The organism is Bacillus sp. N5-665, from assembly GCF_022637375.2.
Lineage (GTDB): Bacteria > Bacillota > Bacilli > Bacillales > Bacillaceae_G > Bacillus_A > Bacillus_A wiedmannii.
This window is the reverse complement of sequence record NZ_CP093325.1, coordinates 2,101,701-2,123,986: the sequence shown is the minus strand read 5'-3', so window position 1 is coordinate 2,123,986 and position 22,286 is coordinate 2,101,701. Positions and strand designations below refer to the sequence as shown.

Sequence of the window (22,286 nt, the reverse complement as noted above, 5' to 3'; positions counted from 1 at the left end):
AATTGTAGAAGAATCTCTACTTTCTAGAACTACGATAGTCAAAGTTAATTAAGCATAAGGTAAAACAAATGCAAAATTATAGATCGATAGCGCTCATTGAACAGCACGGCCGAACACTTTAACCCGTAGTCCAGTTCTTTCATTGGGAACTAGGTAGAAACGCTCGGACCATATTACCGAGTATATACGAGTGATGATGTGTAAAATTATTATATTGGTAATATATCAAACTTTTAGTGTGCACGCAATCTAAATGTGAACATTTTTATTAAAATATTTTTTAATGTTCGTTTTTTAAATGGTAAATTAATTTTTTTATCCATTTTTAAGTAAAAAATACCGTTAAAAACTTATATTCTGAATACTGAACTAAATCCACCTACAACAACCGAGCTTTTACAAACAATTAAGCTTTCTTACTTCCGCCTTATATCGATCTGGAAGTCTTTTTCCCCTCGTATTGCGAGATACAATGCGCCTCTATCCACTTCACAATTATTTCTTCCAGCGAGCTGAATCTTTTACGCGCCTTGCTAATACTCGTTGCGATTTTACTAATCTGTCTAACATCTGACGATAAAAGCAAGGATAATTGGCTTTCTCATCTTCGCTACTCACGTACAATTCAGCCATTGCGAAGTCTAACCCAACAGCATTTTTATCCTTCAAATAGTCTCTTTCATTCTAATTTCTGCATTTCTTTCAGCCGTTCTATATCCTTTTCTGAAGCTTTTTCTATTTTATACAATTCATAGCTACCCTTTATCTCATTTATCACTACAAATTCGATTTCATTCCGAACATAGCTTTTCGTTTTTCCTTTTTTATAACCAATAACATTATCTAATATAGTTTCCCCACTATCTTTTTTATATAAATTATAGCTAACAGGTGGACGACCAATTACATACTTATTATCAGAAAATCCGACTATATCATCCCTCCCTAATCCTGTCGAAACACTCCAGACAAACATAATCTGAAATATAGAATAAACAACAATACCGCATAAGAAAAAAAATAGAATTGATTTAAAAAATAACTTTACAGGTCTACTTCCCAAAAGACATTCCCTCCCATTTCACCTCAGGATAACAAGAACAGTACGTGAATTTTGTATGCTAAGACACCGAAGTTTTCATAATGTTCCAAAACCAGTTTAAATAGAGCATCCTTATCTCCAAAACTATCGTAAAGAGTAGATTAGCTTATACCCTTCTTTTCATTAAGATCTAATATATATGTAGCATCATGACCTTTCTCCCAAAATAAATACATAGCTTTATTTAAAGCTTGCTCTTTATTAAAACTAATCTTTCTACCCATTAACCACACCCCCGTATTATATATTTTAGTATAAATATTTTGGAACGATAAGCCCGCAAAATATTTTGAAATTAAATCTTCCGTTAGAGGGCGCTTTAAAGGTTTATATAAATGTATTAATAAAAATCAAAAACACTTGAAGTTGACGTTGGGTCATTTTATATACTGTTAAGTAGCTACTATTTCGCAATTTCATAAAAGAAATTAGAAAAATAGGAGGTTTTTAGATGCAACAAGGCGATATTATTATTTATGGATGTGTCATTATAGGTGCAGGGATCGGACTGACATTGGATTATGCATTTCCTGGTGTACTAATTGGATTAGGATCAGGTTACTTACTTAAAAATCTTTTTAGTAAAGAAGAATAGATGTGGTATGAAGAAAATAATCGTTAACGATAAAATCTTAACGTTCAGAAAGGTAGGTTTATCAGTTGATACACATTAATAAAGTTGGAGAACTGGCAGGCGTTACAGTAAGGACACTGCGTTATTACGATAAAATCGGATTATTAAAACCAGCATCAAAAACAGAAGGTGGCCATCGTTTATATACAAATGAAGAAATAAAAAAACTACAGCAAGTTCAATTTTTAAAAAAAGTTGGATTTCCGTTACAAGAGATTAAAAATATGCTCGACTTCAATGAATGGGATTGGTCGGATAGTTTACAGAATCAATTATCTTATGTAATAAAAGAGCAGGAACATTTAAAGAAAATAGAATTATCCTTACGGGAATTGATAAATGGAATTGCGATAGAAGGAGAAGAAAGCTGGATTGCGATTCAGAAGATTATGCAATTATCCAGCAAAGATAAAGATATACAACAGTATTATCGCGAATCTGTATTTAAAGAAAAAGAAATAAAATTATTAGAAAAGGTTCCTAAAATGTCAAGTGACTGTTCTGATTCACTTGAATGGATTGCTCTCATCGGCCAGTTAAAACGTTATATGAAGGACGGTCCAAAGGCAACAAAAGTTCAAAATATCATGAGAAGAATGGAGGAAAAACGCTTAGAAGAATTTGAAGGTGAGGATGAATTTCTAAATAAGCTTTGGGAGATAAGGATGTCTCCCAAACAATCAGAGAAACTTAGTTTATACCCAATTGATCAAGATGTGCTTCAGTTTATGAACGAGGCATATGCCATTTTTATGAATGAAAAAAATAAGCCTGAGCCGAAATAAGGGGAAATCACGATGGGTACAGAACAACTTCTCCTAATAGGCGGATTAGCTATATTGGACACGCTAAGCCCTACTACAATAGGAGTAACAATATATCTACTTTTAACAGATAAAGAGCGTCTCACGAAACGTTTATTCGTTTATTTATTGACGGTAGCTGGATGTTATTTTGTTGTTGGAGTTTCACTCATGCTAGGGTTAAATTTTTTATTTGAGATTATTTCTGGCGTATTTCAAAACCGAATCGTAAGCTGGACATTATTTATTATTGGAGCCCTATTATTCATCGCAAGCTTTTATATTCCACCAAAGAAAAGTTCAAAGTTCCCTTCACCAAAATCAAATAGCATTCTTTCCATAATTGCGCTCGGATTCACTACTACATTAATTGAAGCGGGAACTGCATTTCCTTATTTTGTAGCAATTGGCATACTAACTACTTCTAATCTATCATGGGTAGAATGGTCTTCTATTTTAGCTGGATACAACTTTATTATGGTATTGCCCTCTCTCGTGCTATTTCTCTTCTATCTCCTGTTTGGTCGGTGGATGCAAAAACCTCTCGAGAGGTTTCGAATGAAAATCGCTAATCATTCAGGGGCAGCGCTGTCATGGATTATGTGTATAGTTGGCTTCCTCTTAATATTAAATAGCCTGGATTATTTGTAGAGTGTTGTATAATTGTTCTAACTTTATTTTGAGCCTACACCTATATTGATTTAGATAAAAGTTTTGAAGCGGAATATGAATTTATACTTCGAACCTTATACAAACACCCCTCTACAGAATTTAGTAGCATATCAGATTGAATAAGAGGATTTTCTATAGCGATCTAATAACAAAAGTTTATTATCTTACTATAGAATGTACAATCAGGGAGATGTGCTTGAACTTATACCTATTATTAATCTAAACCAATCCGTCTTTTACAGACAGTTACTCTCCTTTCCATCTCCCTCATATTCACTTAATGTTGATGCAGGGATCTTATGCGAGATAAAATTCGCACTTATCCAATTCACAATTATTTCTTCCAGCATCGGGTGAAGTGGCTTTCCCGCCCCTTCTTCATAATTCTTTTTAAACTCTAAAGCTCTGAACTCCCCTTCAAAACGTTTCAAACTATGATCCATATTTTTTACTACATGTACTTCAGAATCACCCTTCACATAATGATCAATTCGTTTCGCTTTTTCAGGATCAGCCTGAATATCTTTATCACCAGCAATAGCTAGCACTGGACATGTTACTTGTTGTAAATCTTTATAAATATCATGCTGAAAATGCTCTCTAAACCACTTTGCGTTCATCGGTTTAAAACCTACTTTAATTGTATCTTTTTCTGTATTCATCATTTTCTCTTTTATTTTTTCCATCTGCTTCTCTCCACGTTTCTCTACATTAAGAAGGCGCATGAGTTTTCCCTTTATTCCTTTTTGTTCTTTTAATTCTTTATAAGCAATCTCTCTTTGTCTTTTCGTAGCTTCTTCTAACGATTCCGCAGCTCCTGTAAGAAGTATGAGTCCATCAACTGGTGTTCTTGCGTTTACTACAGTTGCTAACATACACCCTTCACTATGACCAACTAAAATGATATTTTCCGAATCAACAAATGGTTGTTCCTTTACATACGTAATCGTAGCCTCTATATCACTAACTAAATCCCACATTCCAGTCTTCAGAAATTCTCCCTCACTCTTTCCTACTCCGCGCTTATCAAAGCGGAGCGTTACTACTCCAAGCCTCGCTATTACATGTGCTAAATCTTTGTAAATATTCGACACAAGCTTTAACGGTACAATCATTCCATCACGATCAATCTCTCCAGATCCAGCGATAATGACAACAGCAGCATACTTCCCGTCAGCTTTCGGTTTAGTAATCGTACCATGCAAAGTAAATTCACTATTTATCGCTACTTCATATTCATCAAAGATCATCATTTTGTCCCCCCTCTATTCTTTTATATCCAATTTAAATTTCAAACTCGCTATTATATTTTTGTACTCTCTTACATCTTTCATCGGAGCGAAAACTGGATTCTCTGCAATACTTTGTAACATGCTCCGCTTTATAATCTCTTCATTTCTAACCGTTTTAGCACCGAGTGGAAATTCTGCAAACCATTCATCAATCGCATCAAAATAGGAATCGCCATGTAAATGAAGGCTATTTAATGTGAAACTAGCTGCACAAACTGTTGCGTATTTCTGCAACATTTCTAATGCTCTTTCAAAATTTCCTTGCATACAATATACTTGTGCAGCAGCATAGTATACTTTTAAAGTCATATTGGGATGTAATGTTTCTATTTCATATATATCTATTAACATGAAAGCTCTATATAAAATTAACTCTACCTTTTCAGCGTTTGAAGCATTTACTACTACATAATTCGGTATTGTTGCAACGAGTTGTATTAAATGTTGATACATACTAATTTGCATTATTTTATTCGCTTTTTCAGTATTCCCAAGCATTTGATACGCCTGTGCGATTAGGTCTTCCGCTGGGACGTTAGGTCGTATCGTTTCGCCAAGCAATTGCAATACTTCATTCGGTTTATTGAGTATAAGATAGCAAGTTGCTTGAAACGATACCGCCTCTTTTACAAGAGAAACATCATCACTTTCTTCCTGCACCCTGCTAAAAAGGGACATTGCCTCTTCTAACATTTCAATTCTTTTATCCGTATCCTTTGTTAACATATGGTGGTTAATAAAAAGTAGTCCCATTTGAAGTAATAATGGAAAACAAGAATAATATTTTTTGATTATTTCTCTGCACTCCTTCATTACTTCATCAAACAGTTCTTCACTAAAAGCTTCCGCTAGTCTATGATATAAATCTCTAATATCTTCCTGTCCCATTTGCGGTGTATAACAGATTAGTTCATCTATACTTATATTAAAGTACGATGCTAACAGTGGTAAAAATGTAATATCCGGATAACTCTGCCCCGTCTCCCATTTGGAAACAGACGCCTTCGTAATACCGATATACGCCGCTAACTCTTCCTGTGTAATTCTCTTTTCTTTTCTCTTATCTGCAATTATTTTATGAATGTTTATCTCCTTCACATCATCACCTCATACTTTTATTATATGCTTTTATTTCATACAAAATATGGATTTGAAGTCGACTTTCGTTAACAAAATCAACTGTTAGGAAACATCTCTCTACAATGAAAGGCAGGAACATATTTGTGATATGTTCCTGCCTTTTTATTGTGGGATACCGATACATAGCCATCTAGCTAAGATTTTGAAGAGATAAAGGTATATACAATTAGCGAATATAATGTAAATAAATTTAAAGTCCCAGGTGCCGAAAAAGCCTATATAGAATTATAGCCATAACCCATTTCTGTCTTTACAATGATATATTAAATGCAAAAGGTAGGTAATTATATGATTGATAAAGCTAAACTAAATGCTCATAAATAATTGTAAAGAGATATTTTTTTTGATTAGGAGGACTTTATAACCGTAGCTTGAAAGTGATGTGGTGCTATACCTATTTTATTAAACTTGCAACATGTTTGCGATATCCTTACCCTATTCACTCCAACTTGCAACATGTTTCCGGTACCCTTGCTCAAATCATAACAAACATAATATACCCGATTTTTAACATAATATTAAAAGCGGATATGCTTAATTGCATACCCACTTTTAAGAATAGTATACATTTCACCTATTCTACACTTTCTTCTTATTTATATACTTACCTTCGCTTCTCCAATATCCTGTTTTTTAATTAAATTTAAGTAAAAATGTGAGACAGTTGTATTGTAATAAGGAGAAATGAAAATAAATGATAGATTAAACGTAAACATTCCTATAAATGCAGCTAATAAAAACCAACCAATAAATGATAGCCAAAGAACAAATAATTTTAACTTTTGTCCTTTCATTATTCTTTTACTTTCTCTCAATGCTTCACTTGCTGTATAATCAGGATTCTCAACTAATATGTAATACGACATGGAATAAGAAAAATATTTAATAATACCTGGAACAATAAGTAATAGGCTCCATAAAAAAAGAAAAATAGCTTGCATCAAACCTAACTTCATTGATTTAAACAAATTATTCTTTTTAAATCCTGAAAATACATCGTCTACCTTAGCTTCTTCTTGTTTCCCTAAGTGTAAAGTAAAAACAGAATATCCATAATTAAAGATACCTTGTATAACACTGTAAATTAGGAAACATACCACCCCTAAACCAATATAACTGAGAATAAGTACAGCAAGTGCTACTGGATCTACTTGTAGTTGCCCACCTATTGAATAAATAAATAATGCATCAGGGCCAATTATCCCGATAAACAGTACGAATATTAAATACATAAAAAAGGCGATTGCTGATGCACTTAAGGTTGGTACAAAATAGAATAAAGCTGATACTCCTATACCTACCCCCCATTTCCCATCTAACGAATTCAATGCTGCTTTCTTTAAATTTCCGATCATACTTGTGTCCCCTTCTTTTTTCTTATTTTCCTTTACTGAAAAAATAAAAGAACTTGTAGCAAGGCCTCGCTACAAGTTCTTTTAGCCAAACACTTTAACTCATCAAAAAATCATTTATTCTACACAATCGGGGGTAATGCCTAAAATATAGTTTGTTAACATCATTATATAACATAATTATGAATTTTTGTTAAAAATTCTATATATTTAGATAAATACCCCTCCACTTTTTTACCTATTTTTTCATTTAGTTTTATCTATTGAAAATTCGTAAAAAGCATCTATTACAATTATATGGTATCTCGCTTCATATAATTTTGTTTGGTATTTTGTTGCTTTTTTATACTTCCTGGGACGTCAGCATTCTTCAAAATAATCAAATGTGATTCGTACGATCCTTACGTTATTTGAATTACGAGTTAGATTTAGTTCTCGACATGATTCCTCTTTTAGTAATAACATAATTCTCTGGTAAGCAATTTATGTCTGGATGATTTTCGCAACGTGAAAAAAGCTCTTTTAAATCTCGTTGAAAATCACTACGTGGACGCTTTGGTTCTGCAATTCCCCATTTATCCATGCACTCTAGAATCAAAGATTGAGCCTCCGGATATATCCTTACAGTTTCAAGAAGACAGCCTACTGCCACTGAGCGGGTAGGTTCCTCGTATGTTTTCTTCAGTTTATCTACACAGCTTGTAGTCATGTGCCAAAGCCATACGTGATAAGTTTGATTACTATCAGGGATAGGTGTATCAAAGAATCCCCTGCGAATGCATGCCCATAAAGCTAGTATACTATTATTAGTGAGAGTAGCAGATTCGTGGTTCTTAACATTGATGACTAGTGAACTTATATGATTAGATATATTAGTGCCTCTTTCAGCCAATCTCCTCCATATACTACAAATGAACTCTTTTGTCGGTATATCCTGTCTATAATAATCCGATAACACCAACTCTTCTACTTCCGGTGGCAACGAAACGTTTAAGGAAATTAATTTATCCAACATCACAGCTGCCCGGTACTGAACATCGCGTTCAGAATCTAACATATCTCGTTCCTTCTTGTCAATATACAATAATCTTGTGATTTGCGTAACGTATGGTTGCAAATCAGCGTCCCTACTCAAACTTTCATAAGCCACTTCTAACAAATCAGCAATTAATTCAGGGTTGTTCATTTGAGTGTAAACACCCTTATCATGCTTGGCATGACATAAGCTCTCGATATAGCTAACTATCCAATTTGCAGCTTTCGACGTTTCACCAAATGACAGTATAAAGTCAGCAAAGCTACTCTTCATACTTTGGCGTTGAATAGATTCCTCAGAAACAAATTGCTGCAGCTTATCCAAAATAATATCATCTTTTAACATATCAAATACAGATCCCCCTTCACTGACCAGTAAAATTAGGTTTTTCAGATACTAAACTTATCGCTAGTCTCCTCATCCCTATACACTTTACCTTATTTTAGTAATTATTGATGTAACAACTAAATAGTAACACATATTGGAACAGTTCTGCGAAACGCCCTCATAAAGTCTAGCACATCACCAATTTTAAATTAAGACACTCCCCTACCAGAAACCTTAGTGTTCACAAATAATAAAAATATTTTAATCCCGCCCTAAATTTAGAACGGGGTTATGCTTGTTTTTAGGTTTTAAAATTTAATAGCTTTAATGTCTTTTTACATTTTGATCATCCTTTATTTAACTTCTAAAGTTTAGTATTTTGTTGTTTTTTCATACTCCCAGGGATACCGTCAGCATTTTCCAAAATAATCTATGCTATACGGAAAAATAAAATAAGCTGCCCATGTGAACAGCTTACTTACATAATTATCGTTATCAGTAGCAAAAAAATATATAAAAAAGGATAATCAGTCCCCATAATGAGCTAATTATCCTTTAAAACTAGAACTTCTTTCCCTATGTATAATCATTTCGTTATTTCACCAAACTGCGCTCTCGTCACTTTTGCCAAATCATCCACTTTCAGCTCAATTTGTATACCAATTTTCCCGCCGCTTACTATCATCGTTTCAAGCGATTGCGCACTCTCATCAATGCATGTTGATAATAACTTCTTCATTCCGACTGGTGAACAACCACCGCGAATATACCCTGATACTTTCGTAATATCTTTCACAGGAATCATTTCAATTTTCTTTTCACCAACTAATTTTGCTGCTGCTTTCAAGTTCAGTTCTTCATCTACCGGAATGATAAACACATGATAATTTTTACTATTCCCTTGAGCGATTAACGTTTTATATACTTCTCTCACTTCTCGTCCAATTTTCTCAGCTACTGATACGCCATCAATTTTTCCATCGTCTGGATCATATGACATCATCGAATATTCGACTTTCTCTTTATCTAATATTCGCATCGCATTTGTTTTATCTTTTTTCATAGCGGTCTCCTTAAAAGATTATTTCATATTATTAAGTTTTCTTTTATTATACACCCTTTTCCATTTCACCTGCATAACTTCACATTTTTGTAGATATATTTATGCATCATCCTACAAAGATTTTATTTCCCATTAAATTTAAAATCACATAGACAAAATCGACATCGAGCCTTCAAACGGAAGGCTCGATGTCGATTTTTCATTTAACGTCTAAACTCTTTATTAAATATTTTATCCCTGCCTGTAATGACTTCTGGACCGACTGCATTAATAGCAGTTACTAAAATATGTTCTCCTCCAATAGGTCCACCGACTCTTGTTTCAAATCCAAAAGTCCCACCAGCATGTCCCCAATACGATTGTCCGTCTGATGTTTTCTCTTCATAAATTCCTAGTCCAACCTTACCTATAGGCGAATCTACTGTTGTGAACATCTGATCCATTAGCTCTTGATTTAAGAGCTTCCCACCCAACAGTGCACTGAAGAATGTAGTCAAATCTTCCACTGTTGAAACCATATCTCCAGCTGCATTTGCCCATGACTGATTAATTTCTGTCAAATCATATAAACGACCTGATCTATCCATATTATATCCATTCGCATGCTTACCCGGTATGTGCGAACTTGCTTCCATTACGAATGTCTCTTTTAACCCGAGCGGTTCAATAAATCTTTTTCTAATTTGCTCCGCATACGTATCCCCTGTTACCTTCCGAATAATTTCCCCGGCTATAACAGTATTTGTGTTTGAATAGTTCCAGCCCTCCCCTGGTGCAAATACAGGCGGCTTTGCAAGTGCTAAACTTATGAGCTCATCGGTACTATAATAACGAAATGGGTTTTGAGGCAATGTAATATCCCGCATATCTAAATCAGTATATGCTGCAATCCCACTTGTATGGTTTAATAACTGACGAATTGTAATTTTACTCCCATCATATCCGTTACCCTGTATAACTCCCGGCAACCATTTTTCAACTGTATCATCAAGGTTTAATTGTTTCTCTTCAGCCAATTGCAGTACAACAGAAGCAGTGAAAGTCTTCGTTATGCTCCCGATACGGAACGAAAAATTCGGTTCTACAGGGCGTGGCATCTCATAACTAGCTGTTCCTGTCGCATACGACCAACGCTTTCCGTCCTTTAATCCGCCAGCTATAACACTAGGAATTTTTTTATTCGTTACTACTTGATCCATTACATTTTGTACTTCTTCTCGATGTTTACTTTTCTTTTCCTTATCAGTGGGTTCCTTTTTTGATTTTGCTGCAAATTCTGAAGCTAAAATATTATTAATCTGTTTCTCTGCGCCTAATACATTAATATTTATCGAGATAACATGCTGACCATCTTTCGTTCCACCAGCAAAGTTAGTAAAACCAGGGATACCACCACCATGTCCCCATACTTCAGTACCATCTGGTAATTTTGTTGCGTGAATACCAAGTCCATACTTTCCTAATGGGGTATCTACTGTGTGAGTCATCATCTCCTTCTGTATTTCCGGTGTTAGTAATTTACCACCTAATAAGGCACGGAAGAACGTTGTCATATCTTCTCCTGTCGAAATCATTTCACCACTAGCATTAGCAAATGAGGGATTAAACAAAGTAATATCTACTAATTTATCTCCCATATTTAAATAGCCACGGGCATTTTTTTTCGGAATATCCATTGAGCTTCCAGGAAGTACCGTTTCTTTTAAACTAAGAGGATCAATAATTCGTTTTTGTATCTGCTCAGCATATGATTCCCCTGTTACTTTCTGAATAATTAATCCAATAATGACCATATTCGTATTCGAGTATGACCATCCTTTTACTGGTTCTAATTGTAAGGCACGAGAAATTAATTGTTCCGCTGTATAATTCTCACTTGGATTCTCTATTAATTTCTCTTTAAGATCTGGAGTCAAGTAATCAGCAATTCCGCTTGTATGATTTAATAGTTGGCGAATCGTAATTTTGCTGCCATCATAGCCTTTCCCTTTAATAAGTCCTGGCAACCATTTCTCTACCGTATCATCAAGACTTAACTTCTTTTCACCCGCAAGCTGCAATACTACTGTAGCTACAAAGGTCTTCGTTGTGCTCCCAATTCTAAAAGTAGAATCAGCATCTACTTTATGATTTCTCTCAATATTACCTTCCCCAGAAGCATATGCCCAACTTGCCCCTCCATTTTTCACAGTAACAATAACTCCTGGAATATCCTTTACATCGGCAGCTTTATCAATAACTTGTTCAATTGATGTGCTTTTGTTTACCGCATGTACGTTTTCATAAGAAGGTATTGCTAATGCTCCAACCAATATTGCTCCTGTTAAAGTAAGGACTGTTCCTTTTTTTAAGATAAATGACTTCATTATGCATCGCTCCTATTATTTTAAATTTTTCTGTTGCCTCACTCCCTCACCTTACCTTCAATATTGTTAAATCACATAGTGACAAAACGTTTTAATTTATTTTTGACGCTTTATGCAAAAATGTCATATAAAACATGTGACAAACTGTCAACTGCTTCATATGACATACTTTGTTGACTGTTTTTCTATTGACGATTTCAAAGATATGTTACATGATGAATCTGAATCATTGATAATTAATCTTAAAATACAAGTAGGTGCTTAATTTATGTTCTCATTCACAAAAGAATGGATTTGGTATGACTGGATATTTGTGCTCATACGAACATTTTGGCTAATTGTTATTATCAGCGCTAATTTTATGTTTCCAACATCCATTCATACATCAAGTATGATTGTACTTTCTCTCACTTTTGTCGTTTACCTTGTACCATTAATTATTCGATATAAGAAACCAGAATGGTACCCTGCATTCGATATTATCACTGCGGGTTGTTTTTATCTTTACTTAGCATCCATAGCTCCAAATTTACTTTGGTCTTTCATTTTACTCGTAATCATTATTGGACTATGTAGTAATCAAAATAATTACATATGGAGCGGTATTTTTTGTGGATTTGCATTCCCGCTATTGAATGCTTGGATTGCCAACCGACCGCCATATGAACTAATCGTTAGTTGTAGTCTCGGTTTTGCCATTGGCATCTCTTTTAATATATTAATTCAGTATCATAAGCAATCTCGAATTATTGAAGAGCAAAAACTACTATTAGAGCAACATATTAAAAGGATTGAAGAGCTTACTTTAATAGAAGAGCGTAATCGACTGTCACATGAACTACATGACACAATTGGTCATACACTTACTTCTCTCATCGCTGGCGTCACATCACTAAGATCATCAGTACCGGATTCACAGTCTGAACGAATTGATTCCCTTATCAGTATTGCTCAGCATAGTCTAAATGATATTCGAAAGCATCTACATGAGCTATCTCATAATCCACTTAATAATTCATTAAGTGAATCACTACAACAATTAACAGATGAATTTATGAAATCTACAGGTACAACCGTTACATTTCGTATGATCGGAAACGAGACCCTTGTAATGCAAAAAGTGAATTTTTGCCTATACCGTTGTCTTCAAGAGTCGTTAACAAATGCTGTTCGGCACGGTAAAGCGAGCAACATATCCGTTCAACTACATTTCGACGACCAACAACTTCGATTGCAAATTGAAGATAACGGGATTGGAATGAAAGAAATTCAATTTGGCTTTGGACTCAGTGGAATGAAAGAGCGACTTGAACAAGTTCAGGGGACATTATCGGTTCAGTCTAATGTTGAACAGGGAACATTAATTGTTTGTAATATTCCATTACAAACAAAACCTGTACATGACATAATTCGCTTATTGGTCGTTGATGATCAGGCACTTATTACAAATAGTTTAGAGCAAATTTTAGAGAACCAAAATGATTTTATTGTTGCTGGGAAGGCATACGATGGATCTGAGGCATTACTATTATGTGAACAATTACAACCTGACATTGTACTAATGGACATTCAGATGCCAGAAATGAATGGTATTGAGGCTTTACTAAAAATGAAGCGACGTTGGCCTAATATGAAGATTGTACTTATGACAACATTTGAAGATTCCTTACAAGCATCAACTGCACTAGAGCATGGAGCTGAAGGTTACATGTTGAAATCTATTCATCCACAAGAAATGAAGGAGGCCTTGAAACTTATTTATAACGGTGGAACTTGGATTGACCAATCAGTTGCTACACGCATTTTTGAAGAAATGAAACTTCAACGTGAGCAATTAGCGAAAATCAAATCAACTAAACAAACTTTTCCATACGGACTTACAAAACGGGAAATGGAAATTTTAGAACATTTATCAAACGGATTACGCTATAAATCTATTGCAGCTAAGCTATTTTTATCTGAAGGAACAATCCGTAATTACTGCTCAAATCTCTATTCAAAACTAGGTGTTAACAATCGTGAAGAAGCGATAAAAATGGCACGAACAGAAAACATCTTGTAGGCAATGTGCAATGAATACATTTCGCTTCAAAACTAAAAATATTGATAATTCAAAAATCATCTGATATAATTTGAAAAAACTTATGTTAAGGAGAGATTTGTCATGCGAAATGTTAATACTTCTTTCCAACTTCATCATCATACGTAACGCCGTGTATCCGAAGAAAAATTTTTCTTCGTGGGTACAGGGCTTTTCCTGTTGACCCACGAAGCGTTCATAAAGCTATGTGGGTATTTTTATACCTGCATAGCTTTTTTTAATTTAAAAAGGAGTGATTACAATGGAAATGAAAAATGTAAAAGGAACGAAAGACTATTTACCAGAGGAACAAGTGTTGCGAAATAAAATTAAAAGAGCTTGTGAAGACACGTTTGAACGATACGGATGTAAACCGTTAGAAACACCAACGTTAAATATGTATGAGCTTATGTCTTACAAGTACGGCGGTGGCGATGAAATTTTAAAAGAAATTTATACGCTTCAAGATCAAGGAAAACGTGACCTTGCCTTACGCTACGATTTAACAATTCCATTCGCAAAAGTCGTGGCAATGAATCCGAACATTCGCCTTCCTTTTAAACGGTATGAAATTGGAAAAGTATTTCGAGATGGGCCAATTAAACAAGGAAGATTTCGTGAGTTTATTCAATGTGACGTTGATATAGTCGGTGTAGAATCAGTCATGGCAGAAGCGGAACTTATGAGCATGGCATTTGAACTGTTCCGAACGTTAAACTTAGAAGTAACAATCCAATATAATAATCGAAAATTGTTAAACGGTATTCTCCAGTCCATTAACATCCCTAGTGAACTAACGAGTGACGTAATTTTATCATTAGACAAAATCGAAAAAATTGGGATTGATGGTGTACGAAAAGATGTATTAGAGCGCGGAATTACTGAAGAAATGGCTGATACGATATGTAATACCGTTTTATCTTGTCTAAAGCTTTCAATTGCTGACTTTAAAGAAGCTTTCAATACTCCACTCGTTGCCGAAGGAGTAAACGAATTACAACAATTACAACAATATTTGATTGCCCTTGGAATAAATGAGAATGCTATATTCAATCCATTTTTAGCACGAGGACTTACAATGTACACAGGCACCGTATATGAAATCTTTCTAAAAGACGGCTCGATTACATCCAGCATCGGTAGCGGCGGTCGATACGATAATATTATTGGGGCATTCCGTGGCGATAATATGAGCTATCCAACAGTCGGTATCTCATTCGGTTTAGACGTTATTTATACAGCACTCTCACAGAAAGAAACGATATCATCTACAGCGGATATATTTATCATCCCACTCGGGACAGAATTACAATGCTTACAAATTGCCCAGCAATTACGTTCTACCACTTCCTTAAAAGTCGAACTCGAACTAGCAGGACGCAAATTAAAACGTGCCCTTAATTACGCAAATAAAGAGAATATCCCTTATGTGCTTATTATTGGAGAAGAAGAACTTAATACAGAAACCGTTATGCTACGGAATATGAAGGAAGGTAGTGAGGTGAAGGTTCCCCTTTCTTCTTTAAGTAGTTATTTATAATACGAATCACCCTCGTTTGGGTGGTTTTTCTATTTTATAGATTACGAAACAATTAGTTAACATAAAATAATTATATTCTACTAAAAACCACAAGTATTTAATATCCAATTACCTATTATTTTTGGTAATATATAGATATGGATTGTTTTAGAAGGATTTACTTTGAAAACCTACATACAAGCACTAAAGTGGACTACAGGGATCTATCATATTTTATTACGTCCTTGTTATTATTTATTTCCAAGTCTTGTTAACCTATATGGGATACCTTTGCTACTATTGATTGCTTTACATATCACTACTATTTTATTAGCTAAAAAAGCAGGCATGAATACGTACCCTCATTATATCGGTATTATCGTTACTCTAGTTGCCTTCTTTCCTTATATAGAAATGGTTCTACATATTATAGCAGCCATTTTCCTTTTATTAGATGCTGCTTCCACAAATAAAAAAGAAGTGTATGATTCATAGCTGGATAATATAAAACTTTAATCAGTAAAGTTTTGAATTAGGTTAGCAAATCACAAAATCATCTCACAAACTAAGCTTATTACTAACACCCAAAAAGGATTTACTTTTTAAGTAAATCCTTTTTTATTTAAACTTGCATTTCTTACTCCAGACAAATAAAAGAATATTCTGTTTTATTTTTATAAAATTCTAAATATTTACAATGAACTCCGATTAACATACATTTTAGTTATGCAAAAAATCTAAGTTTAAAGGAGATGAATTCATGTTTAAAAAATTAATAGTAGGTGCAGCAGTAGCCATTACAGCATTAACTGGCGGAATGGGGTCAGTATCAGCTAGTACCGAAAAGGATTATTCGATTAGCTCTTTTGAATATGTAACTGTAGATGAAAAGACTGTAGATTTGTTTAACAAATTGGGTGCTCCATCTAAGGAGGACGTAAAAATAACTGTAGTTCTACCGAAACAAAATCAAAATGGAGACTGGTTATCTTATGGATTTTCGAACAAAGAAAGTTTAGATTCTTTTATTGAAAAAGACAAACAAAGGTTGAATAATACAATCAATCCCCTTGGTGTTGGAGGGAGCGGACCTAATAGTACAGATTTCTATGAACATGCAAATAAAGGTGGCGAGTATTTTTCTCTTAGTAGCGGTTTTAAAAATTTGCCTCCTAATTGGCAAAATAGAATTTCTTCTGTAAGTACAGCATCCCCTACTGCTAGCTATTCGACAACGCTATGGGATCGTACTTCAACTGAAGGATATGGTAAAGGTATCGTCTTCAAACACTCTGATTGGTATGGTAAAACTGTAAACTTGAATGACTTTGCAATTTCAGCAGTTGAAGTTAAAAAGTAAAAAATATAGAAATAAAAGGTGTCTTCACATATGGAAAACACCTTTTATTTCTACAACCCTTAACTATTGTTTTTCGTATTTCTACTCTCCAAAACTTTCTCCATATTATTAGTTGCCCACTCCATCATTAATAGAATCATTGGACGTAGTGATTCACCAAGCTCAGTTAATGAATATTCTACTTTTGGAGGCACTTCACGGTATACTTCACGATGTATGATGCCATCTGCTTCAAGTTCTCTCAGCTGCAGTGTTAACATTCTTTGTGTGATATTAGGTTTTAATCTTTTTAATTCATTAAACCTCTTTGTACCATCTAATAAATGATACAAAATAACCCCTTTCCATTTTCCGCCAATAACCTCAACCATAGCTTCCACTGGACAAGAATATTTATTTAGAAATGGGTAATTTATATTATTTTCATTTGAACAATCCATAATAAATCCCTTCCCTTATCAATAGTATCTTTTTTGATACTATAACACATAAATGTGCGTACTTGTGTCTAAGTTACTTTAAAAATATAATTTACTTACAAAAATAAATTAATGAAAAGAGGAACTTTTATGACAAATACAACACAAATTACAAAAGAAAAAATTATGGAGGCTTTTCATTTCAGACATGCATGTAAAGAGTTCGATCCTATGCACAAAATTTCAGAAGAAGACTTTAAATTCATTTTAGAAACAGGCAGATTATCTCCTTCTTCTTTTGGATATGAACCTTGGAAATTTATTGTCGTACAAAATAAAGAAATAAGAGAAAAACTACAACCGTATTCATGGGGCGCTGGTGGGCAACTTGTAACAGCTAGTCACTTTGTCATTGTTCTTTCAAGAAACATTAAAGATATGCATTATGATGCAGAGTATATTAAATATATGATGAACGATATTATTGGATTACCTGAAGACACTCAAAAAATTAGATATGAATTCTTCAAAAAGTTCCAGGAATCAGATTTTAACTTGTTACAATCCGAACGTGCTGTATTCGATTGGGCATCTAAGCAATCTTATATTGCTTTAGGTAATATGATGACGAGCGCAGCTCAAATCGGCATTGATTCTTGTCCAATAGAAGGATTTGATAAAGAGAAAGTAGATTCTTTACTTCGTCAAGAAGGCATTATAAAAGATGATAATCTTGAAGTATCTGTTATGGTTGCCTTTGGTTACCGTAAAGAAGAGCCAAAGCGTGATAAAACAAGACAGACTATGGATACAATTGTTGAATGGATTTAGTAATATAGCACTCACAAATAAAACTCCTTCTAGCTAAATACTTATTCTATTGAAGAATCAGTTGCTTTTCCAATGTATGAAATTGATTTTTCATGGAAAGATATGTTAGTATGTATACAGTTTGAGCGCTCTATTTTTTAGAGTCGAACAGGAGGAGAATGGATATGTCTGATATTGAAGTTGGCGAAGTGTTTACTCTCAGTGATGAGAATAATGAGGATCAGGAAGTAGAAGTACTTGGAGCGATGGATGTCGAAGGCGCAGAATATATTGCAGTTGCATTCGTAGAAGACATTCAAACAGAATCTGAGGAAGACATTGATATTTTCTTTTTAAAAGTAGAAGAAGATAATGAGTTTTCATACATTGAAAATGATGAAGAGTTTGATAAAGTATCTGCTGCTTTTGATAAAATTTTGGACGAGCAAGAGCAAGAATAATATGAATGAAAAACACGAGGGTGGATGCATATCCGCCCTCTTTTTATTTATCCCGCTGTTCTCCGAGCAGTAAAAGCCCGATTGGTGAGGGCTGATAATCAGTGGGGGATGGACAAAACCCCAACTGATTAAAGTTTCACTTTATCACTCATCCAAAGACTTATGCAGCAATTCCAATACATCTTTCATCACAAAAGGACCGTCTTTTTTCACATGCTCAGCGAATTCAGAAACGAGACGTAATGTTTTTACACTTTCAATTGGATGCTCGCCTGATGCACTTTCAGCAGAAAGCATAACAGCGTTCGTTCCGTCCAGTACAGCTTGAAACACATCAGTCACCTCAGCCCTTGTTGGAATAGAATGATCTACCATTGATTGAAGCATTTGTGTCGCTGTAATAACATATGTATCCGTTCGATTACATTCCTGAATCATCATTTTCTGCAAGAGCGGAATAAATTGATACGGCAACTCTACTCCTAAATCGCCCCTTGCAATCATAATTCCATCTGCTTCTTTACATATATCTTGAAAATTCTCGATCGCTTCCATCGTTTCTATTTTTGCAATTACATTAGGGGAAGTTTCTTTATACTGTTGTATATAATCTCGTATTTCTTTTATATGACTAGGTTTTCTTACGAAAGAACATGCGATAAAATCAACATCCTCTTCTAAAAGAAACTGGATATCCTTTTTATCTTTCTCTGTAATAGCTGGTAAACTAACGATTGCCCCTGGTAAGTTCACCCCTTTATGAGATGAGATATTGCCACCTGTTTTGACCTTTGTTTCTATTTTGTCCGTACTTACTGTTTCAACGATTAACTCAACTTCGCCATCATTAATTAAAATTCTACTTCCAACTTTCACGTCATTCGCGATTCCTGCATAATCAACACTTGCTTCTCTATTGCTCCCTGTAACTGGTTGTGTATGTAAAATAAAAGAGTCTCCCGCCTGAAGTGTAATTTGCTCTCCTTTTATTTCACCTAACCTTATTTTAGGACCTTGTACATCCCCTAAAATTTTAATAGAATCGTCTAACGATTTGACTAAACGAATGATGTCTTTATGACTTTCATGCGTGCCATGTGATAAATTCAACCGCACTATTTTCATACCATTATTTATTAACTGCGCTAACGTTGCTTTATTATTACTTGCTGGGCCAATTGTACAAACTCTATCGATTGTCATTTTTATCACCATCCTTTTTTAGATAAGTTTCCCACATAACCTTAAAAATAACAGAGATCATGAAATGATTAGATTTAAATTTACACGAATTTCATAAAGTTAAACCTATTTCCCTTGCTGGCTAAGCATTAGAAGAGATATTCGATTTTTTACAAATGAAGAAATGTTGAATCAAAAGTAAAAGGTAAGTTAAGTATGGGACAAGTTATTGAGAGTTTCAAAATTTTCATATATTGTATGAAATGAGTTCGAACTCAAAAATTTAAAAAAGGTGGGAAAATTAGTGAATATGAAAAAATCTTTAGCGGTGGCAACTTTAGGGTTAGCGGTTTTAGGTTTTGGTTTTACTAATTACGCAAGTGCTTCAGAGGTGGGTGCTGCAGACAAGCAGCCCGTTTTGGTTAACTACGATACAGTTCAATCAGCAAAAACATCTAATGTTCCTAGTTTGGTTGTTGCAGCTGCACCTAAGAATGACCCTAACATTAGCGTGTATACTCCCTTTTTCGGTAACCCATATGCAGTTGCTAAATCGAAACCAACTACGACCGAAGACTATATTTATGCAAAAGCAAGAACTTTCAATGGCGATGGCTCAATAGTGAATACGAAAAGTAATAGTGCCAAAAAATCAACTTATGTAAGTGCTACAGCGACCAACACAAGTGTTTATGATGGAGATGATTATGCTATTGGTAATCATACCTATAAATTTAATGGTTATAATGATGTGAATCACGAAACAAAAGCTTCCTAGTAAGAAAGAGAAAAAAAGATATGCATCTTGCATATCTTTTTTCTCTTTTATTTTAAATATATTGAGGTGCTATTTATGAAACAAATGTGTATTATTATCAGTGTTATACTTATTTCGTTAATTATAATTTATGTTTTGTTCCCTACTTCAATCATACAACCACATACATCTCCTAAAGAAAATAAGCGAGAGCAACAAACCAATACTATTTCGTACGGATTGAAGAATACTAAAGGTCAACATATTAACAATGGTAGTGAAATTACTATGGAGAATAATAAAATAAATGTATCGTTATCATTCATACATAATGTTGATGAAGACCGAAAATATGGATTAATTGTCCTAGAAGATTACGAACAAAAACCTTTTAAAATAGAAGAAGCCGCTAATGAAGTATCACACTATTCTTTTGATATGAAACCAAATAGTTCAATTACTACGAGAATCTCTTTACACACTTCTCCTAATGCAAGTGAATTAACCTTTTTAATAATTAAAAAACCTGAATATAAATTAAAAGATAATGACTTAAATAAAGCGGTTATATTAGAAGAGATTTTAAGTATGCGATACTCCATAAATCCCCCTCAGGAGGGAAGCAAAAAAATAAAACTCACCTTTATAAATCCAGATGCTATTTTAAAAGACGATCTTTATGAACCTTTATTTGTTACGAACAATGAAGAAAAATTACAAACGGTATTTTCTGAAAAGGAAGGTAAAAAATTAACTCTATCAAACGGTAATGAAACAAAAGATGAAATGACTTACCCAATCGTGGCCTTTAAAGATTGGGAACAAGTTGAAATATTTAATGATAAAAAAATCGTTTATACTGCGGTCGCACCTGAAACGAGACAAATTTTCAATTTTACATTGCCTTCAGTGGATCAGGAAAGTAATTTTCAGCTCGTCGCTTTTCCATTTCCTTATAAAACTAGCGAAGAAGATTATGTCAGTCAACAAGCATTCGGTTCATTTCGTATCGTAATTGAAAAAAAATAGACTTTTACAAAAAAAACAAAAAAGCCTACTTCCACAGTAGGCTTTTGAAACTACGAAAGTTTCGTTAATAACTGATTTAAATCTTTTTTCGTTTTCGTCGTTAATGACTTCATTTTATTAATATCTATCTTTTCTTTCTCTGCTCCTACAATTAACGGATACATACTTTGTCCAATTGTTTTATATTCAGCTGGGTGAGATGCTTCTAACTCTTTCTCAATCACATCCCACTTTTCATTAATTTGTTTTCCAAGTTTATTTACTGTTTCTAATTTAGGGTTTGCAGCTAATTGCTTGTCTAAGCTTTCAATTAATGCAGCAACTTCTTTAACATTTGTTTTCACAGCTACGCTTTTCTTCGGATCTTTCGTTGTTTTTCCGTTTGAGTTTGTACTTGTACTTTGATCTGTCGTTTTTCCGCTAGTCGTTTCGTCATTCGTTTTTCCTGTCGTCTCTTTTTCTTTTGTTTTCACATTCTCATTTTGAGATGACGTTTTACCGTTACTTTCTGTTCCTGATGATTCTTTCGTATTTTTTGCATCTTTATCTGTTTTTTCATTTGAAGAAGTATTTGTATCTTTTTCAGTATCTTTCGTTGTTTTTGACGTCTCATCTACACTTGTCGTTTTTGCTTCTCCTTCATTTTGCGCTGTTACTTGTTCTTTCTTTTCTGTCTCTTTCTCTGCTGAAGGACTACAAGCTGCCATAGTAAGCATTGTACCAATTGTTATCGATGCGATAGCGACCTTTTTCATTTTCATATAAATCCCCCTATGTTTACTTTATTTATCCTCCCCTTTACGATTCGATTTCCCCTTAAAAAATCCCTTTTCATACGAATTACCATCTTTCCGACAGTAATCTTCATAATAATACGTACAA

At 34.1% G+C, this 22,286-nt stretch carries 21 protein-coding genes, 2 pseudogenes and 1 riboswitch; of the genes and pseudogenes, 11 read left to right on the top strand and 12 right to left on the bottom strand.

The window, feature by feature from the left end:
• Positions 1-106: 106 nt before the first annotated feature.
• Positions 107-210, bottom strand: a riboswitch (purine riboswitch).
• 288 nt (positions 211-498) lie between these two features.
• From MNO09_RS13425 to MNO09_RS13415, 3 genes and pseudogenes are all read right to left on the bottom strand, one after another.
• Positions 499-660: pseudogene (locus MNO09_RS13425) on the bottom strand (RNA-guided endonuclease TnpB family protein); the annotation flags it as partial.
• A 19-nt stretch (positions 661-679) separates the two neighbouring features.
• The gene (locus tag MNO09_RS13420) at positions 680-1,063 is read right to left on the bottom strand and encodes a hypothetical protein (protein WP_002096432.1); all 384 of its coding nucleotides are present in this window, start codon (positions 1,061-1,063) and stop codon (positions 680-682) included.
• 35 nt (positions 1,064-1,098) lie between these two features.
• A pseudogene (locus tag MNO09_RS13415) lies at positions 1,099-1,326 on the bottom strand (TetR/AcrR family transcriptional regulator); the annotation flags it as partial.
• Between the two features lie 227 nt (positions 1,327-1,553).
• Here MNO09_RS13415 and MNO09_RS13410 point away from each other — a divergent pair.
• From MNO09_RS13410 to MNO09_RS13400, 3 genes are all read left to right on the top strand, one after another.
• A complete protein-coding gene (locus tag MNO09_RS13410) occupies positions 1,554-1,697 on the top strand; it encodes a hypothetical protein (protein WP_001183897.1) in 144 nt (47 codons plus the stop codon).
• Between the two features lie 65 nt (positions 1,698-1,762).
• On the top strand, positions 1,763-2,521 hold the full coding sequence (locus MNO09_RS13405; RefSeq protein WP_000581359.1) for a MerR family transcriptional regulator: 759 nt from the start codon (positions 1,763-1,765) through the stop codon (positions 2,519-2,521).
• 12 nt (positions 2,522-2,533) lie between these two features.
• On the top strand, positions 2,534-3,190 hold the full coding sequence (locus MNO09_RS13400; RefSeq protein ID WP_000536410.1) for a GAP family protein: 657 nt from the start codon (positions 2,534-2,536) through the stop codon (positions 3,188-3,190).
• 257 nt (positions 3,191-3,447) lie between these two features.
• Here the strand turns inward: MNO09_RS13400 and MNO09_RS13395 are convergent, their stop codons facing one another.
• From MNO09_RS13395 to MNO09_RS13370, 6 genes are all read right to left on the bottom strand, one after another.
• Positions 3,448-4,464, bottom strand: coding sequence for an alpha/beta hydrolase family protein (locus tag MNO09_RS13395; RefSeq protein WP_140399223.1), 1,017 nt, complete (start codon positions 4,462-4,464; stop codon positions 3,448-3,450).
• Between the two features lie 12 nt (positions 4,465-4,476).
• Positions 4,477-5,601 carry a helix-turn-helix domain-containing protein gene (locus MNO09_RS13390; protein WP_000659031.1) on the bottom strand — a complete coding sequence of 375 codons (1,125 nt, stop codon included), beginning with the start codon at positions 5,599-5,601 and terminating at the stop codon, positions 4,477-4,479.
• 638 nt (positions 5,602-6,239) lie between these two features.
• Positions 6,240-6,998, bottom strand: a complete 759-nt coding sequence (locus MNO09_RS13385; protein WP_000579983.1) for a DUF975 family protein — start codon at positions 6,996-6,998, stop codon at positions 6,240-6,242.
• Positions 6,999-7,410: 412 nt separating this feature from the next.
• Entirely contained in the window at positions 7,411-8,376 is a 966-nt protein-coding gene (locus tag MNO09_RS13380) for a hypothetical protein (RefSeq protein ID WP_241950169.1), read from the bottom strand.
• Between the two features lie 568 nt (positions 8,377-8,944).
• Complete coding sequence (ybaK, locus tag MNO09_RS13375; RefSeq protein WP_070168969.1) at positions 8,945-9,421, bottom strand: Cys-tRNA(Pro) deacylase; 477 nt, start codon at positions 9,419-9,421, stop codon at positions 8,945-8,947.
• Between the two features lie 203 nt (positions 9,422-9,624).
• Positions 9,625-11,787: a serine hydrolase domain-containing protein gene (locus MNO09_RS13370; RefSeq protein ID WP_088107070.1), complete on the bottom strand. Its 2,163-nt coding sequence runs from the start codon at positions 11,785-11,787 to the stop codon at positions 9,625-9,627.
• 268 nt (positions 11,788-12,055) lie between these two features.
• On the opposite strand from MNO09_RS13370, the gene MNO09_RS13365 reads away from it, so the two are divergent.
• From MNO09_RS13365 to MNO09_RS13350, 4 genes are all read left to right on the top strand, one after another.
• Positions 12,056-13,849, top strand: a complete 1,794-nt coding sequence (locus MNO09_RS13365) for a hybrid sensor histidine kinase/response regulator transcription factor (RefSeq protein ID WP_000490861.1) — start codon at positions 12,056-12,058, stop codon at positions 13,847-13,849.
• Positions 13,850-14,129: 280 nt separating this feature from the next.
• Positions 14,130-15,407 carry a histidine--tRNA ligase gene (locus tag MNO09_RS13360; protein WP_000425317.1) on the top strand — a complete coding sequence of 426 codons (1,278 nt, stop codon included), beginning with the start codon at positions 14,130-14,132 and terminating at the stop codon, positions 15,405-15,407.
• 162 nt (positions 15,408-15,569) lie between these two features.
• Entirely contained in the window at positions 15,570-15,881 is a 312-nt protein-coding gene (locus MNO09_RS13355) for a hypothetical protein (protein WP_000860705.1), read from the top strand.
• A 265-nt stretch (positions 15,882-16,146) separates the two neighbouring features.
• Positions 16,147-16,746 (top strand): hypothetical protein, encoded by a 600-nt coding sequence (locus tag MNO09_RS13350; protein ID WP_000473710.1) that lies wholly within the window; start codon positions 16,147-16,149, stop codon positions 16,744-16,746.
• Between the two features lie 59 nt (positions 16,747-16,805).
• On the opposite strand, the gene MNO09_RS13345 is transcribed toward MNO09_RS13350, so the two are convergent.
• Positions 16,806-17,186: a winged helix-turn-helix transcriptional regulator gene (locus MNO09_RS13345; RefSeq protein WP_000340658.1), complete on the bottom strand. Its 381-nt coding sequence runs from the start codon at positions 17,184-17,186 to the stop codon at positions 16,806-16,808.
• Between the two features lie 129 nt (positions 17,187-17,315).
• Here MNO09_RS13345 and MNO09_RS13340 point away from each other — a divergent pair, with 129 nt between their 5' ends.
• Together MNO09_RS13340 and MNO09_RS13335 are read left to right on the top strand one after the other, a co-directional pair.
• Entirely contained in the window at positions 17,316-17,996 is a 681-nt protein-coding gene (locus MNO09_RS13340; RefSeq protein ID WP_000185905.1) for an NAD(P)H-dependent oxidoreductase, read from the top strand.
• Positions 17,997-18,154: 158 nt separating this feature from the next.
• Positions 18,155-18,436 carry a DUF1292 domain-containing protein gene (locus tag MNO09_RS13335; RefSeq protein WP_002008111.1) on the top strand — a complete coding sequence of 94 codons (282 nt, stop codon included), beginning with the start codon at positions 18,155-18,157 and terminating at the stop codon, positions 18,434-18,436.
• A gap of 144 nt (positions 18,437-18,580) precedes the next feature.
• Here the strand turns inward: MNO09_RS13335 and MNO09_RS13330 are convergent, their stop codons facing one another.
• Positions 18,581-19,651: a pyruvate kinase gene (locus MNO09_RS13330; RefSeq protein ID WP_080014148.1), complete on the bottom strand. Its 1,071-nt coding sequence runs from the start codon at positions 19,649-19,651 to the stop codon at positions 18,581-18,583.
• 271 nt (positions 19,652-19,922) lie between these two features.
• On the opposite strand from MNO09_RS13330, the gene MNO09_RS13325 reads away from it, so the two are divergent.
• Both MNO09_RS13325 and MNO09_RS13320 read left to right on the top strand, forming a co-directional pair.
• Entirely contained in the window at positions 19,923-20,396 is a 474-nt protein-coding gene (locus MNO09_RS13325) for a hypothetical protein (protein WP_001056338.1), read from the top strand.
• Between the two features lie 75 nt (positions 20,397-20,471).
• Entirely contained in the window at positions 20,472-21,404 is a 933-nt protein-coding gene (locus MNO09_RS13320) for a hypothetical protein (RefSeq protein WP_088107069.1), read from the top strand.
• 50 nt (positions 21,405-21,454) lie between these two features.
• On the opposite strand, the gene MNO09_RS13315 is transcribed toward MNO09_RS13320, so the two are convergent.
• A complete protein-coding gene (locus MNO09_RS13315; protein WP_000782562.1) occupies positions 21,455-22,165 on the bottom strand; it encodes a hypothetical protein in 711 nt (236 codons plus the stop codon).
• Positions 22,166-22,286: the final 121 nt, after the last annotated feature.